Origin of the sequence: Acinetobacter towneri, from assembly GCF_017498585.1 — a bacterium.
Classification (GTDB): Bacteria; Pseudomonadota; Gammaproteobacteria; order Pseudomonadales; family Moraxellaceae; genus Acinetobacter; species Acinetobacter towneri.
This window is the reverse complement of record NZ_CP071766.1, coordinates 2,555,753-2,571,155: the sequence shown is the minus strand read 5'-3', so window position 1 is coordinate 2,571,155 and position 15,403 is coordinate 2,555,753. Positions and strand designations below refer to the sequence as shown.

Sequence of the window (15,403 nt, the reverse complement as noted above, 5' to 3'; positions counted from 1 at the left end):
TTTGTGTTGTGTCTTTTCAGAAAGAGGATGAAAGATCCTGCGTTTCCTGAGCATGCAATATAAGAGAGAAACGTCTACTTGTCAATTTGTAGGCAAAAAAAATACGCCAATGCGTGGCGTATTTTTTTTCATCATCTCTATAAATAGACGATGGATCAATCGACTTAGATATTTTCGTCAATAAACGCAGTCAATTTAGATTTAGGTGCTGCACCGACTTGCTGTGCAACCACTTCACCATTTTTGAACATCAATAATGCTGGAATATTACGGATGTTGTAGTTCACTGCAGTTTGTTCGCAAGAGGTTACATCAACTTTTACAATTTTAACTTTGCCTTGGTATTCGTCTGCAAGTACTTCAAGTACAGGTGCAATTGCTTTACATGGCGCACACCAGCCAGCCCAGAAGTCAACCAATACAGGAGTATCCGATTGAAGAACATCTGCTTCGAAGTTTGCATCAGTGGTGTTTACGATGTTGCCAGACATGGATTACGCTCCAAATAATTTTTAAGATAGCTTTAGTTAGTATTACATAGCCATCTTGAACAAAGTAGGGGAATCTGTGGATTTTCCATTCAAAATACAAATTTGTCTAATTGATCGTGACGATAACGCTAAACGAAAATGCTAATTCTGTAACACAATTGTCATATATGCAGAAAATTTAAATAGTCGTCAAATTGTGCTGATAAATGGCTTTTAAATTAGGTGTATGTGAATTACTCTAGGCACAATTCTGTCTAGGTTTGTTTGAAGAATGTCTGATTTTTTAATTGATGAAGAGTTACTCGCAGCCATCGATATGGGGTCGAATAGTTTTCACTTGGCAATTGCACGGGTGGATCATGGTGAAGTAAAAAAAATGGCATCAATGTCAGAAAAAGTACAGTTGGCCGCAGGTTTAGATGAAAATAAGAATTTGACCGAAGCTGCTCAACAACGTGGTTTGGCATGTTTGGCGCGTTTTGTAGGACGTTTAACTGCGGTGCAGTCAAATCGTTTGCGTATTGTGGCAACCAACGCATTGCGTCAGGCCAAAAATGGACATGAATTTATTCAAAAAGCCGCAGAAATTTTGCCTAAACCTATTGAAATTATTGCAGGGCGTGAAGAAGCCCGTTTAATTTATTTAGGCGTATCGCACACGATGGCAAATAGTGGTCGTCGTTTGGTAATTGACATTGGCGGTGGTTCGACAGAGTTGATTATTGGCGAAGAATTTGAGCCAATTCATACCGAATCTTTACAAATGGGCTGTGTGGCCTATACCAAAGCCTATTTTGCCGATGGTGAAATTAGCAAGAGCAGTTTTGAAAAAGCAGTGGTTGCAGCGCGTAAAGAACTGTATTCGATTGCCAATACTTATAAAGAAGCAGGTTGGGATACCGTTGCAGGTTCGAGCGGTACCATTAAAGCCTGTCGTCAAATTACGGTAAATATGGGCTGGAGCAATGAGCAGGAAAATCTGACTCGTGAAGGTTTAGAAAAACTCAAAGACCGTTTGCTCAAGTTTAAACACGTATCAGAAATGGAATTTGATGGTCTAAAAGAAGACCGTCGAGCAGTTTTGCCAGCAGGTTTGGCAATTTTATATGCGGTATTTGATGTATTAGATATCGATAAACTGGTGTATTCCGATGGGGCTTTGCGTGAAGGCGTAATGTATGACTTGTTGGGACGTTTCCAGCATGAAGACATTCGTGATCGCAGTGTACAGGCCTTGATGGGGCGTTATAACTCAGACCCGAAACAGGCTGGACGTGTGGTGAAAACTGCGCAACATTTATTTGACAGCGTGGCAGAATCATTAAAATTAAATAACGAAGATAGTGACTTATTGCGTCGTGCTGCGTACCTACATGAAATTGGTTTAGCCATCAGTCACAGCAGTTATCATCGTCACGGTGCATATTTATTGCAACATTCGGACATTCCCGGTTTCTCACAAATTGACCAAAACTATCTCTCGCATTTGGTCGGCAACCATCGTCGAAAGTTGCGCCAAGACGCGAAAACAGAAGCACTGAAAGCGGGTGGCAATAAAATTGTTTACTTAAGTTTGTTGCTTCGCCTTGCAGTTTTGGTCAACGCAAGTCGTAGCGATGCGATGCTTCCTGCCATTGAATTAAGCATCCGCAATGCGCAACAATGGCAGCTCAGCGTGTCGGGTGATGCCAAACAATGGCCATTGCTTGTCGCTGAATTGCACGATGAACAAGTGCAATTCAAGAATTGGGACATTGAATTGAATATTCAGTCGGAACAATTTGTCGATTAAGATTTGGTTAATTTAGGGATAACAGTCGACTTATGAAAAAAGCTGCTCAATCTAAAGCATGGAAAACCGTGCAAATTGCACGTCATCCTGAACGTCCGCAATTTCTAGACTATGTGGGTGAAATTTTCACTGAATTTGATGCCTTACATGGCGATCGTTTATTTGGTGATGATGGTGCAATGATCGGTGGATTGGCACGCTTTGATGGTCAGCCTGTCATGGTGATAGGTCAACATCGTGGTCGCAGTACCCGCGAAAAATTACAACACAACTTCGGGATGTGTAATCCAGAAGGCTACCGTAAGGCACAGCGTCTTATGGATATGGCAGAGCGTTTTAATCTGCCAGTTTTCACTTTTGTTGATACGATGGGTGCATACCCAGGTGTAGGTGCAGAGGAACGTGGTCAGGCAGAAGCGATTGCGACCAGCTTGGCACAACTGTCGAACTTAAAAGTACCTGTAATTGCTACAGTATTGGGCGAAGGTGGTTCAGGCGGTGCGTTGGGTATTGGTGTGGCTGACCGTGTGGTGATGTTGTCACACAGTATTTACTCTGTTATTTCGCCAGAAGGCTGTGCGTCTATTCTGTGGAAAACTGCAGAAAAAGCCGAACAAGCCAGTGAAGCATTGGCATTGACTGCAGAAAAACTGCAAAAGATTGGTATTGTAGAATATGTGGTTGATGAAGGTGAGGGTGCGCATTTAAACCCTGAACAAGTCATGCACAGTCTGAAAAATGTGTTAAAAGAAGCTTTGGATGAATTGCAAGCGATGGATGCAACACAACGATGCGAAGAACGTTACCAGCGTTTAATGAAGTTTGGCAGCGACAATTTAGGTCTAGCGTCTTAAGTCAATTACAGGCTTTTCCTGCACAGACAAAATTTTTAATCGGATGTAGTGGCGGTATGGATTCCATGCTGCTACTGCATCTTTTGTCATTTTTGTGTCCTGAAAAAGTGCGCGCGATTTACATTGATCATCAATTGCAAAGCTCAAGTGCTGAGTGGGGTGCATTGGTGCAAGCCACCTGCCAGAATTTAAATGTACCGTGTGTGTTGCAAAAAGTTAATGTGTCTGAGGGTAATTTAGAAAACCAGGCACGTCAGGCGCGTTATCAGGCCTATATGCAGCACTTAGATAGCAACGAAGTTCTAGTGTTGGCACATCATCAGCAAGATCAGGCAGAAACCGTATTGCTGCGTTTGTTTTCAGGCGCAGGTGTGCAAGGACTTGCTGCCATGCAAGCTGTCGATGTGCGTGATGACATCAGTATTTGGCGTCCGTTATTGGATATTTCGCGTGAGCAGATTTGCCAATGGAGTGCTGAATTAAAGCTCGATTATGTGCAAGACCCAAGCAATCAGGATGTGCATTATGACCGAGCTTGGGCAAGAGGAATATTGTGGCCTGTCGTGCAACAGCGTTTTCCTAAAATGCAGCAAGCTGTGACGCGTACTGCAAACTTGATGCAAGATACTGAAAACATTTTGGCAGAAGTTTTGGCGCAGGATTTAGCTGCATGTGGCACAGACTCGCAGTTGAATTTAATTCAGTTACAACAATTGTCTTTGTCACGGCAACGTCAGCTATTATCGGCATGGATGAAAGGACAGGCACAATATCGCCCAAGTTTTGATATGGTCGAACGCTTGCAACGTGAGGTGATTCAAGCCAAAGCCGATGCACAAGCGGCATTACATTGTCAGGATTATTATTATCTGCGTTATCAGCAACAATTATTTCGTTTGCCGAAAGCGGAGTATTTAGCTGCAGAACATTTTGAGGCAGAAGAACAAGTGTTATGTTTGCAGGCAGATCAGACTTTTCAAGTGTGGTCTGGCTGTTATCAACTGCAACAAGCCAAAGTCGGTTTATCTGCAACTTTGCTGAATCGTCCGTTAACTTTACGGCCACGTTTGGGTGGTGAAAAAATTCATTTGTATGGTCGGGTGGGCACATGGCCACTGAAAAAAGCCATTCAGGAAGCACAAATTTTTCCGTGGACGCGTCATACAATTCAAATATTAAGCCTAGATAATGTTATGCTAGGCGTTTTTAGCCCCAAAGGCTTTTGGCTTGCACAGTCGGACTATTGTGTCGCAGATGGATGGCAACCGAATTTAGTCTCTTAACGACAAAGAACTCAACGAAGAGCGTGAATCATGAGTGCAGTATTGAATTGTAATATTAGTTTCATTGGCGGTGGCAACATGGCGCAAGCCTTGATTGGTGGTTTGATTGCCAGAGGTTTGCCGCCAACCCGTATTACAGTTTCAGACCCTGTAGAACAAGTGCGTGAATTATTAAAAGAAAAAGATGTGCATGTCACTGAGGATAATTTGGCCGCGATTGCAGATGCAGATATTGTGGTATTTGCAGTCAAACCACAGGTTTTGGCACAAGTATTGCGTCCATTGCACGGTCAGTTTGAAGATAAGCTGGTGATTTCGATTGTTGCGGGCGCAGAAATTGCCACGATTTCTGAGTTATTACGTACAGAACGTGTAGTGCGGGTAATGCCAAATACGCCTGCTTTGGTGCAAACAGGTGCACATGGTTTGTATGCAACCGAACAGGTCAATAGCACTGACCGTGAATTGGCAAGTCAGGTTTTGGCAGCGACAGGTTTAACTATTTGGGTAAACTCTGAGGCGCAAATTGATGCTGTGACTGCAGTATCTGGTTCAGGGCCAGCATATTTCTTCTATTTGATGGAAAGTATGATTCGTGCAGGCAAGAACTTAGGTTTAGATGAAAAAGTGGCGACAGCACTGACGTTACAAACTGCTTTGGGTGCAGCACAAATGGCAATTACCAGCTCGAATACACCTGCAGAATTACGCAAAAATGTAACTTCACCAAATGGCACGACCCAAGCGGCAATTGAAGTGTTTGATCATGCGCAAATTTCACAAAATATTCAGGCGGCATTGGCTGCTGCTAAAACGCGTAGTCAAGAATTAGCGCAAGAGTTGAGTGATAGTATTTAATTATTGAAAAACAATGAATTTAAATTTTAGGAAAGTTTAAGTATGGGTGCAAATTCTGCGCTAATTTTTGGCATTATCATTAACGTAGCGATTTTGCTCGTATTCTTCCGTTTCTTAATGCAATTGGCAGCGGTGAGTCCTTATAACCCTGTGGTGCTTTCAACCATTAAAGCCACCAAAATTGTAGATGTATTTGGACGTATTTTTCCAACGGTTGGCAAAGGTCGAGTTAACTCTGCAGCCTTGGCTTTGTTGGTGGTGTTGTATCTACTCAAAATTTTTGGTGTTATGTATCTCAATGGTGCGATGCCGAATAGTCCAATTCACTTACTGATTCTGACTTTTGTGACCATGATTCAGGATTTAATCCGTTTCTGTCGTTATTTGATTTTTGCCACCATTATTTTGAGTTGGGTGGTGATGTTTACTCAATCTCGTGGCCCGTATATTGAGGTGATTCAAGAGTTGGCAGAGCCGTTATTAGCACCATTTCGTCGTTTATTGCCGAACATGGGCATGATTGATTTGTCGCCAATTATTGCATTTTTGGCTTTATATATCGCTGAAATTATTATGAATCAGGTAGCGATTGTATTGCTGACTGGCTTATAAGTCGCATTATCCTAAAACATTAAAAAGGACTCAAATCGAGTCCTTTTTTTGTAGTTTAAGTTTGGGCTGACGACCTTAATGAGTCTTCAGAAATACAAATAACCTGCATCCTGACCTCCTTCTAGGCGAAGGAAGGTGCTGAAAAAAGAGAGCGCAACGACTTTAGTGCGCTTCATCCCAGTTATTGCCTTTTCCGACTTCCACCACCAATGGTACAGAAATTTCCACCACAGATTGCATGACTTCTGCCAACTTCGGCGCGAGCTCATCTGCCGCATCTGCATCGACTTCAAATACCAATTCATCGTGTACTTGCAGCAACATTTTGGCTTGCGCTTGCGGTAACATTTTGTCGACTTCAATCATCGCCATTTTAATAATATCAGCTGCAGAGCCTTGTAATGGCGCGTTAATTGCCGCACGTTCTGCCGCTTTACGTACCATCATATTACGTGCAGCAATATCTGGCGTATAGAGGCGACGACCTAAAATAGTTTCTACAAAACCTTGTTCTAGCGCGACTTGGCGGGTACGTTGCATATATTCATAAATGCCCGGATAACGCTGGAAGTATTGCTTGATGTAGTTTTGTGATTCTTCACGGGTAAACCCAAGCTGACGAATTAAGCCAAATTCCGACATGCCGTAGAGCAGACCGAAGTTTACAGCTTTGGCCTGACGACGCTGATCTGAGGTTACGTCTTCTAAGGCAATACCCAAGACTTCTGCCGCAGTACGGCGGTGCACGTCTTGTCCATGGTTAAAGGCATCGAGTAGGGCATCATCTTGTGAAAAATGTGCCATTAAACGCAATTCGATTTGCGAGTAGTCGGCTGCCAACAACACGCGACCTTCAGGTGCGACAAAGGCTTTACGAATTTGACGACCAATTTCAGTACGAATTGGAATGTTTTGTAAGTTTGGATCAGTAGAAGATAAACGCCCTGTTGCAGTCAAAGCTTGGTGATAACTGGTATGCACTCGATGCGTATCGTTGTTGGCTTGCTTCAGTAAGCCATCGGTATAGGTGCTTTTGAGTTTAGATAAACCACGGTAGTCTAAAATTAAACTACTGATCGGATGCTCAATTTTTTCCAAAACACTTTCACTGGTACTGTATTGACCTGTTGCGGTTTTCTTGCCGCCTTTGAGTCCGAGTTTATCAAACAGGATTTCGCCCACTTGTTTCGGTGAGCTGACATTAAAGTTTTCACCTGCCAATTCTACAATTTGGTTTTCCAAATCTTGCATGGTTTGGGAAAAATCGACACCCAATTGATCTAAAAATTTCAGATCAAGCTGAATGCCATTTTCTTCCATACTGGTCAGCACACGCGCCACAGGCATTTCGATGTTGTGCAAAATATTGACCAATTCAGGATGCTTTTGTAGCTTCGCAGACAGCACTTCATATAAACGATACGTAACATGCGCATCTTCTGCAGCGTAGTGCGCAGCCGTTTCAATTTCAATTTGATTGAAAGTTTTTTGCTTGACGCCTTTGCCTGCAATTTGCTCATAAGATGTGGTCAGGTGGCTTAAATATAAGCGTGCCACATCATCCATGCCGTGACGGGTTGCGACAGAGTTAAGCACATAAGATGCCAACATGGTATCGAAATACCAACCTTGTAAATGAATACCGTGATTTTCAAGCACATGCGCATCATATTTTAAATGATGCCCAATTTTATCCACCGCATTATTTTCTAAAATAGGTTTGATTTGTGCCAAAACCTGATCACGGTTGAGCTGCTGTGGTGCGCCCTCATAATCATGCGCCAAAGGTACGTAATAGGCATCTTTGGCATCGAACGCGATAGAAAAACCAACAATTTCTGCAACGCGATAATCCAGACTGGTGGTTTCTGTATCAAAGGCAAAACGCTGTGCAGTTTGCAAGCGTTGCAGCAAAGCATCCCAATGCGCCTGATCTAAAATGGTGTGGTATGTTGCTGCACCGAGTTGATCATCAACACTGCTTTGCGTGGCTTGATCTTCAGTTTCAATTTCATTGGCTGTCGGTGCGGCGACTGTTTTTGCAGCTTGTTTATAATTGCTGTTATTTGGATTATTTGGATGATCGAGCGATTGTAATTGATTACGGAATTCTAGCTCGGTATATAAATTGCGTAAGGCTTCAACATTAGGGTCTTGTAGTTTTAGATCGGCATAACCAAAGTTCAGATCAAGGTCACAAACAATGCTGGCGAGTTGATGATCTAGCGCGATGCCATCGGCATTGTCTTTAATATTTTGTCCGACTTTGCCTTTAATATGATCGACATTTTCTAAAATCGCACCAATCGAGCCATATTCGGTCAGTAGTTTTGCAGCAGTTTTGGCGCCAATGCCGGGCACGCCCATAATACCATCGGAAGCATCACCCATGAGGGTCAGATAATCAATAATTTGATGCGGCCATACGCCAAACTTGTCAAATACAGCCTGAATATCCATTGGCTTTTCTTTGAAGCTGTCTTCAAGGGTAACTTTTTCAGTCACCAACTGCGCCATGTCTTTATCGCCCGTAGAAATCAGTACTTGCTGTCCTTCGGCTTCGGCACGTTTGGCTAAAGTTCCAATAATATCATCGGCTTCTGCGCCTGGTAGCATGTAAAGTGGAATACCCAAAGCACGAATTAAAGCATGTAAGTATGGAATTTGCTGAGAAAGTTCCTCAGGCATACTTGGGCGGTCACCTTTATAAATTGGCGATAGTTCGTGACGGAAAGTCGGCTCAGGCGTATCAAAAATTACCGCCATGTGAGTAGGCTGAGTACGACGCATCAACTTTTGAATCGCAGAGATCGCGCCACGAATAGCATTGGTATGTAAACCAGTTGACGTGGTTAATGGTGGTAGTGCGTGAAAGGCACGAAATAGAAAATATGAGCCATCGACCAAGACAAATGGTGGCATGGATTGATTCCTTCTGCAAATAAGCAGTTTATTGTACGTGATTTTTGCAGTTGTCGCAGAAACTGATTTTTAAGGCAAGTGTTGCAGACGCACAGTTACCGAATTGCTGATGAATCCTGATTCAGAATCGTGCTGTCTGTTGTATGATCGGAGCCATGACAATATCAATAAAATGAAGAGCAATGCAGACAGGGCAGAATGAAATTCGAATCATTTGGTTCATGCTATTAATCATAATTTCAATTGGCGCATGGTGGCTCGGTGTGCCGATGCTGAGTTATATCTGTGCAGTTGCTGCGGTGGTCAGCGTGATGTTTTTTGTGGGACGAGTGCAGAACTCACTGGAACAGGTTGTGGATGCACAGTCACAAGTACAACGCCAAAGCTCTAAAACTCCTTTATATATCGCCGCTTTTATTGCTTTTTTAGGAATATTGCTGGATTGGTATTTACTGACATCTATTGCTTTAAGTGCATGGATTTTTATGTTGTTGCGATGGTTGCAGCGTTTGGAGCAAGGACTGTATCAATTACAGCAATTACAAAGTGCCGCTAAGCTTCAGGCGCATGCTCAAAAGAGCTATCCTCAAAAGACCAATGCTCAAGAGAAAAAGGTTCAAACGCAATTCGCAGAGCATATTTTAGCCAATACATCTGAAGTTGATGCAAGTCTTTCATCAGTTAAGGCAAATGTGGATGATGGTGTTATATCAACCGCTTCTCAACCTGAAACCATCGCTATTCAATCTGATTCCACATTATCGAGCGAGCCGAATTCTGTTCGGGAACAAGCAGCTCAAGTTTCTTATCCATATCAAGACCAAGAGTATCTACATCAAGAATATTCAGCTCCAGATTTAGCCAAATCCTCAAGGTCTGTTGCACCTTTTGCAACTCAGTCGCGCTCATCAAGTAACAGTTTATTGCAACAAGCTCAATCATGGCTGATACATGGTAATCCTGTATTAAAAGCAGCAATTGTAGTGTTACTCATAGGCGTGGTGTTACTGCTACGTTTTGCTACTGAACATTGGCAATTTAGTTTGGCAGTGAAACTTTTGTTCGTTGCTGGCGTGAGTGCAGCAGTGACAGTATTCGGTTATCTGTTACGCAACAAAAATCGCAGCTTTGCTTTGGGTGTGCAAGGTTTGGGGTTGGCTGGGCTGTGTCTGACCTTATTTTTTGCCTATTACAATTTGGTCATTCCAAATTTAGCTATCGCCAGTCTGTGTTTTATTGTGGTGATGTTGCTCACGCTCTGGCTGAGTTTAAAACAACAATCAGTCGAACTTGCCCTCATGGCAATGCTGATTGCGTATTTCGCACCGTTTACTTTACCTGTTCGTAATGCAACAGCCATTGAATTTATTGCCTATTATTTGCTGATTAATATTTCGGTTGCCATTTTAAGTAGTTTACGTCCGTGGAAATATTTAAATCAAATTGCGTTTTTAATGACGGTTGTGGTGGGTGGCAGCTATGCCTTTTATCATGGTTATATCTTTGAACGGCAGGTGCTAACGCTTTTAGTTTTGGCGCATGCGGCTATTTTTATTTGGTTGGGTTTTCGCTTTAGTCAGCTTTTGGCACAGGAAGATGTCGCCACGTTTCAGCTGAAACCTATTTTAGACCTTGCCTTGATTTTTGGCGCACCCATTGTCGGTTATGCCTGTTTATATCTGATGTATTTTGAAGAAACAGCAGAGCAGGCAGCCTTTAGTTTGTTATTTGCGGTGGTTTTTGCAGGTTTGTATTGGCTGATCAAACAGCATCGGCAGACACAATTTATTGCACAAAGTTATTTCAGTTTGATGCTGATTTTTAGTGTGTTGATTCCACCTATTTTACTGCCTGAACAATGGAGTGTCATTGGTTGGGCATTACAAGGCGTGGCTGTGTTTATTTTTGCCTTTATTCAATATTCTAAAATTAGCCGTTATTTGGCACTAGGTTTGTTTGCCGTAGCGGGCTTATCTGGGCTGTATTATTTAGTAGAGTTGCCTTATTTCGAGCGCAGTATTTATTGGGTACTGAGCCTAAGTTATGCCACGGTTGTGGTGTTTTCCAACAGCCGTGCAGCTTTCAGACAACAACTGAGCACAGCAACCACGAGCGTACTGTGTTTAATGATGTTGTCTGCAACCAGTTTATGGCTATGGTTAGGTTTAGATTACTTTGATGGAGAACTTGCAACCGTACAGACGCTTTTGGCGGTGGTGGTCATTTATTTACTTATCAACGAAGTACTACTTTCTCGTCAAGCGACATGGTCATGGCTATTGCCCAAATGGTTAGGTCTAACGCCAGTTTCGCTCACTGCAGCAGGTTTATTATTCAGCCGTAGCTATGATGGAGCGGTGCATTGGGTTTCGGGTACTGAACGTCTGCTATTTGCCTTGTTTGCAGGCGTGCTCAGTGTGTTGTGGTTGCGTCCTTTATGGACTGTCCGCAGCGACAAAGAATGGCTGAGTTTAGGACTGTTACCCATTTTGGCGATGGCGAGTTTAACGCTGTTACCACAGCATCCGTATAGCAGCGTGGTGATTTTACCATTGCTCTTTGCGGCGTGGTGTTGGTGGCAACAACCGGATTCAGATTGGCGCAAATTTTGGTATGCGCGTAGCAATTTAATCTTCATGTTGATGTGGATGCTATGTTCACAACTGTTGACTGAACACGCATTTTACGGCTATGTACTGCCTATTTTGAATCCATTTGATTTGGTCAGTATAGCCATGTTGGTGGCTATTTTGTGGATGTTGAATCTGCAACGCAAAACCCATTTAGACCAAGGCCTGGCAGCGGTAATTATGGTCTTGAGTTTACTGTGGCTAAGTAGTTATGTGCTATTACGTGCCTTACATCTGTATTTGGGAACGCCAATCAACCAAATTGCTGTTTGGCAAGATGCCACTGTGCAGCTCAGTTTGACCTTGCTTTGGGTGAGTTTGGCTTGTATCGCCATGTGGATTGCCAGTCTGAAACAATTACGTGCCTTGTGGATTTTAGGCAGCAGTATTTTGGTGATTGTGACCTTAAAATTGGTGCTTTTAGATTTATCTAATATTGGAACTTTAATGCGCGTGCTGTCATTCTTTGCTGCAGGTTTAGGTATGCTACTGATTGCATATATCGCCCCAATTCCTGAGCCAGATCTCGCAAAAAACAACACTTCGCCGTCTTCCAAAGCTTGAGCAGATCCTCAAGTTTAGTTAGAGGCAAAGTGTCGAAGACTGAAACGATTACTTTAAGTCAGGTTCTCGTTTCAGTGCTTGGGCATTGGCATATTGATCAAGTTCTTCATTATTTAAAGGGCGCGATAAAGGATGATCAACAAAACCCATTTTGGGTACAGGAATTTCGATTTGGTTGTCTAGGAAACCATTACGGATACGTTCCTGCATTTCATCACGTACCTTTAAAAAGTTTTCTTGCTGACACCACACCGCAAACAACAATTCAATTGAAGATTCACGGAAAGCTGTAACTGTCACCGCGGGTTTAGGGTCAGACAGCACGAGCGGATATTGATTGGCGACACTGAGCAACACTTCACGCACTTTAATAATATCTTCGTGAAAATTAATCGCGAGGGTAATGGGCACACGTCGGATTGGAAACTTGGACAAGTTATGCACGGGTGCACGAATCAATTGTTCATTGGGTAAACGCACATAAATATTGTCTTGGGTCAGCAATTTAACTGAAAGTAAGTCAATTGAGATCACTTCACCTTCAATGGTGTGTCCGCGAATCAGGGTGATTTGAATGGTATCGCCCACTTCAAAAGAACCTTCGCCAATCAGGAACATACCACTAATTAAATTGGATGCCGAGGTTTGTGAGGCAAAACCCAAAGCCACGGTTAAAATACCCGCTGCACCTAAAAACACGCTGAGTTTAAAGCCTGCTTCTTTCAGGCTCGCCATCACAAACAGCAGGAAAATAAAGTAAAAAATCCCGCGTCGCCAAACTAAGCGTTGATGCGCATTAAAACGTGCGCCAATAGTGCGTACAAAAGTATTGGAAACAAAACGTGCAATTAAGAAACCAATCAAAGACAATACAATTGCGACCAAAATTTCGGTCAGACGATCTGTATTGATACTGGTAAAAATTCCTTTGAGGCTGTTGGTGATTTCTTTGGAAATATTGGAATCTGCCATAACATCCTCTTAGAAAAATGAATCAAACATATTAAATAAAGCACCTGCCGTTTCACGCGGTGGTTGCAAATAGGTCACTTCACCTGCATGTGGCGGGGTGCGATTTTCAATCCGAATTCGTGGCGGGCGGTCTAAACCTTCATGCATCACTTTAATTTGTGAAGTCCATAAACGACCTGTACTTTCGCTGAAAAATAAAGGCAGCGCAGGCACAGGCACATTCATTCGGTCAAAACGCAATTGTTGATTGCTGGTGTTGTGAAATTCAATCGGCGTGACGGCACGAAATGCACGTGGTTTTAATTGATGTAATTCGGTACGGCCATCGACTGCTGTGGCATAGCAAATTTCACCTGTACGATGATTGGGGCCAAACCAAGTATCTTTCGGGCGAATAATCGGCAAATCAAAAATGGGTTCACGTTGACCATCGACAAAGGCAGACATCCACAACGGTGTGCTGATATACAAGGTGCCGCGTTGCCCCGCAGGAATATAAATTGGATCGACAGGTTTAATCACCACTGAACGGTCTGCCAAACGAGGCATGAGCTGTAATTTACTTTGTGTAGATTTGAACATATAGCGTTCAATTTTCACAGGTTGTGGAAAGGCAAATTCAGGATCATCAATGTTATGCCATTGCTGTTCATAATCGTATTGAACCTGCGGGCGATAATATTCCAAACGCCATTCTTGCATACCACGGGTCAAACGTACTAAGAGTGAGCCAAATTGCCACGTTTTAGGACGATTGAGCTCAAACTCATAGTCACCCCACCATTTTAATTTAGCCGAATCAGTTTCTGAAATCTCATGATTTTGTGACAATGGCCTATCCCTTTCTTGATAAATCAGCGAAAACAGACTTCACGCTGTCATATGCTTAGAGTACACTCAAATTAAATTTTTTCATCATTATTATAATCGCTGATGCAAGTACTGAAACAATTACAAATACCGTATAGCTTTGCCAAACGCCATGGGGTGTTAATTCGTTATGAGGGCGATCATGCCTTTATTGTACGTCGTGAAAATACGCCGATGCTTGCCATTCAGGAGGCGCGTCGTTTTTTGGGGCATCCTGCACAGCATCAACTTTGTAGCGATCAGGAATTTCACCAATTATTAAGCAGCAGTTTTGCAGGTGATACAGGCGAGTCGCAGCAAGTCGCTGCGGGATTGGAAGATCACCCTGACTTGCTTAGTTTGGCAGATTCAGTTCCTGAAGCAGAAGACCTGATGGATCAGGAAGATGATGCACCGATTGTACGTTTAATCAATGCTTTACTGTCTGAAGCGATTCGGGTTGGCGCATCGGATATTCATATCGAATCTTTTGAGAAAAAACTGTCAGTCCGTTTGCGGGTCGATGGTCAGTTGCGTGAAATCGTGCAACCGCGCCGTGAACTTGCGCCTTTATTGGTGTCACGTATTAAAGTCATGGCAAAACTGGATATTGCCGAAAAACGTATCCCTCAAGATGGTCGTATTTCGCTCAGACTAGCAGGTCGTGAGGTCGATGTACGTGTGTCAACGCTGCCATCTTCGCATGGTGAGCGGGTGGTAATGCGTTTGCTGGATAAGCAAGCAGGTCGTTTAAACATGACGCACTTGGGGCTGATGCAAAATGATTATGAGCGCTTAAAGCAACTGGTACATCGACCACACGGGATTATTTTGGTTACAGGGCCGACAGGTTCGGGTAAAACTACGACCTTATATTCAGCTTTGTCAGACCTGAATGACGGTTCTAAAAATATTTTGACTGCAGAAGACCCGATTGAATATCAACTTGAAGGGATTGGGCAAACACAGGTCAATACCAAAGTGGATATGACCTTCGCTCGTGCTTTAAAAGCCATGCTGCGCCAAGACCCAGATGTGGTGATGGTGGGGGAGATTCGTGACTTAGAAACCGCCGAAATTGCAGTGCAGGCTTCCTTAACTGGTCACTTGGTACTGTCTACCCTACATACCAATACGGCCATTGGTGCAGTCACCCGTTTAAAAGATATGGGCATCGAGCCGTTCTTGCTGTCAAGTTCATTAATTGGGGTGATCGCGCAGCGTTTAGTGCGCACCTTATGTTCGCACTGCGCCACATGGCATGCTGCAGATGACTTTGAACAAGAACTCTTTAAAAGTGTGACCGATGCAAGCGATTTAAAACTTCCGCAACCGAAAGGCTGTGAACATTGCTCACATACAGGTTTTACTGGGCGGACTGCAATTTATGAAATTGTCCCTGTGGATGAAGCAATGCGCCGTTTGATTCATGGCAATGCCGCGGAATATGAACTGGAAGATTATGCACGACAGCAATCAAGTTCGATTCGTGAAGATGGATTGCGTAAGGTATTGGCAGGTAAAACCACTTTGGAAGAAGTGCTGCGCGTGACCAATGAAGCGGCTGAATAGCTAA

The 15,403-nt window shown here is 43.2% G+C and carries 11 protein-coding genes; 7 read left to right on the top strand and 4 right to left on the bottom strand.

All coding sequences use genetic code 11. The features are described from left to right. Positions 1–164: 164 nt before the first annotated feature. Positions 165–491 carry a thioredoxin gene (trxA, locus tag J4G44_RS12395; protein ID WP_004975164.1) on the bottom strand — a complete coding sequence of 109 codons (327 nt, stop codon included), beginning with the start codon at positions 489–491 and terminating at the stop codon, positions 165–167. A 271-nt stretch (positions 492–762) separates the two neighbouring features. Between trxA and ppx the strand changes: the two genes are divergently transcribed. Genes ppx through J4G44_RS12370 form a run of 5 tightly spaced genes read left to right on the top strand, consistent with a single transcriptional unit; the run spans position 763 to position 5,890 of the window. Further along, a complete protein-coding gene (ppx, locus tag J4G44_RS12390) occupies positions 763–2,283 on the top strand; it encodes an exopolyphosphatase (RefSeq protein ID WP_207973716.1) in 1,521 nt (506 codons plus the stop codon). 32 nt (positions 2,284–2,315) lie between these two features. Continuing rightward, positions 2,316–3,137 (top strand): acetyl-CoA carboxylase carboxyltransferase subunit alpha, encoded by an 822-nt coding sequence (locus J4G44_RS12385; protein ID WP_004975170.1) that lies wholly within the window; start codon positions 2,316–2,318, stop codon positions 3,135–3,137. Continuing rightward, a complete protein-coding gene (tilS, locus tag J4G44_RS12380; protein ID WP_207973715.1) occupies positions 3,074–4,420 on the top strand; it encodes a tRNA lysidine(34) synthetase TilS in 1,347 nt (448 codons plus the stop codon). Before J4G44_RS12385 ends, tilS begins: the two co-directional genes overlap by 64 nt. Positions 4,421–4,450: 30 nt before the next feature. After that, positions 4,451–5,278: a pyrroline-5-carboxylate reductase gene (gene proC, locus J4G44_RS12375; protein ID WP_096902428.1), complete on the top strand. Its 828-nt coding sequence runs from the start codon at positions 4,451–4,453 to the stop codon at positions 5,276–5,278. Positions 5,279–5,320: 42 nt separating this feature from the next. Further along, positions 5,321–5,890, top strand: a complete 570-nt coding sequence (locus J4G44_RS12370) for a YggT family protein (RefSeq protein WP_004975174.1) — start codon at positions 5,321–5,323, stop codon at positions 5,888–5,890. Positions 5,891–6,052: 162 nt separating this feature from the next. Here the strand turns inward: J4G44_RS12370 and polA are convergent, their stop codons facing one another. Next, positions 6,053–8,812: a DNA polymerase I gene (polA, locus tag J4G44_RS12365; protein WP_004975176.1), complete on the bottom strand. Its 2,760-nt coding sequence runs from the start codon at positions 8,810–8,812 to the stop codon at positions 6,053–6,055. Positions 8,813–8,994: 182 nt separating this feature from the next. On the opposite strand from polA, the gene J4G44_RS12360 reads away from it, so the two are divergent. Then, on the top strand, positions 8,995–12,006 hold the full coding sequence (locus J4G44_RS12360) for a DUF2339 domain-containing protein (RefSeq protein WP_207973714.1): 3,012 nt from the start codon (positions 8,995–8,997) through the stop codon (positions 12,004–12,006). 48 nt (positions 12,007–12,054) lie between these two features. Here the strand turns inward: J4G44_RS12360 and J4G44_RS12355 are convergent, their stop codons facing one another. Then, entirely contained in the window at positions 12,055–12,978 is a 924-nt protein-coding gene (locus J4G44_RS12355) for a mechanosensitive ion channel family protein (RefSeq protein WP_096902425.1), read from the bottom strand. Between the two features lie 9 nt (positions 12,979–12,987). Further along, positions 12,988–13,809: a hypothetical protein gene (locus J4G44_RS12350; protein WP_004975182.1), complete on the bottom strand. Its 822-nt coding sequence runs from the start codon at positions 13,807–13,809 to the stop codon at positions 12,988–12,990. A gap of 102 nt (positions 13,810–13,911) precedes the next feature. Here J4G44_RS12350 and gspE point away from each other — a divergent pair, with 102 nt between their 5' ends. After that, complete coding sequence (gspE, locus tag J4G44_RS12345; protein ID WP_207973713.1) at positions 13,912–15,399, top strand: type II secretion system ATPase GspE; 1,488 nt, start codon at positions 13,912–13,914, stop codon at positions 15,397–15,399. Positions 15,400–15,403: the final 4 nt, after the last annotated feature.

Coding starts and splice junctions, on each gene's coding strand:
- J4G44_RS12370 (WP_004975174.1), top strand. CDS start 5,321: ATGGGTGCAAATTCTGCGCTAATTTTTGGCATTATCATTAACGTAGCG.
- trxA (WP_004975164.1), bottom strand. CDS start 491: ATGTCTGGCAACATCGTAAACACCACTGATGCAAACTTCGAAGCAGAT.
- J4G44_RS12360 (WP_207973714.1), top strand. CDS start 8,995: ATGCAGACAGGGCAGAATGAAATTCGAATCATTTGGTTCATGCTATTA.
- polA (WP_004975176.1), bottom strand. CDS start 8,812: ATGCCACCATTTGTCTTGGTCGATGGCTCATATTTTCTATTTCGTGCC.
- tilS (WP_207973715.1), top strand. CDS start 3,074: ATGCGAAGAACGTTACCAGCGTTTAATGAAGTTTGGCAGCGACAATTT.
- J4G44_RS12385 (WP_004975170.1), top strand. CDS start 2,316: ATGAAAAAAGCTGCTCAATCTAAAGCATGGAAAACCGTGCAAATTGCA.
- gspE (WP_207973713.1), top strand. CDS start 13,912: ATGCAAGTACTGAAACAATTACAAATACCGTATAGCTTTGCCAAACGC.
- J4G44_RS12355 (WP_096902425.1), bottom strand. CDS start 12,978: ATGGCAGATTCCAATATTTCCAAAGAAATCACCAACAGCCTCAAAGGA.
- ppx (WP_207973716.1), top strand. CDS start 763: ATGTCTGATTTTTTAATTGATGAAGAGTTACTCGCAGCCATCGATATG.
- proC (WP_096902428.1), top strand. CDS start 4,451: ATGAGTGCAGTATTGAATTGTAATATTAGTTTCATTGGCGGTGGCAAC.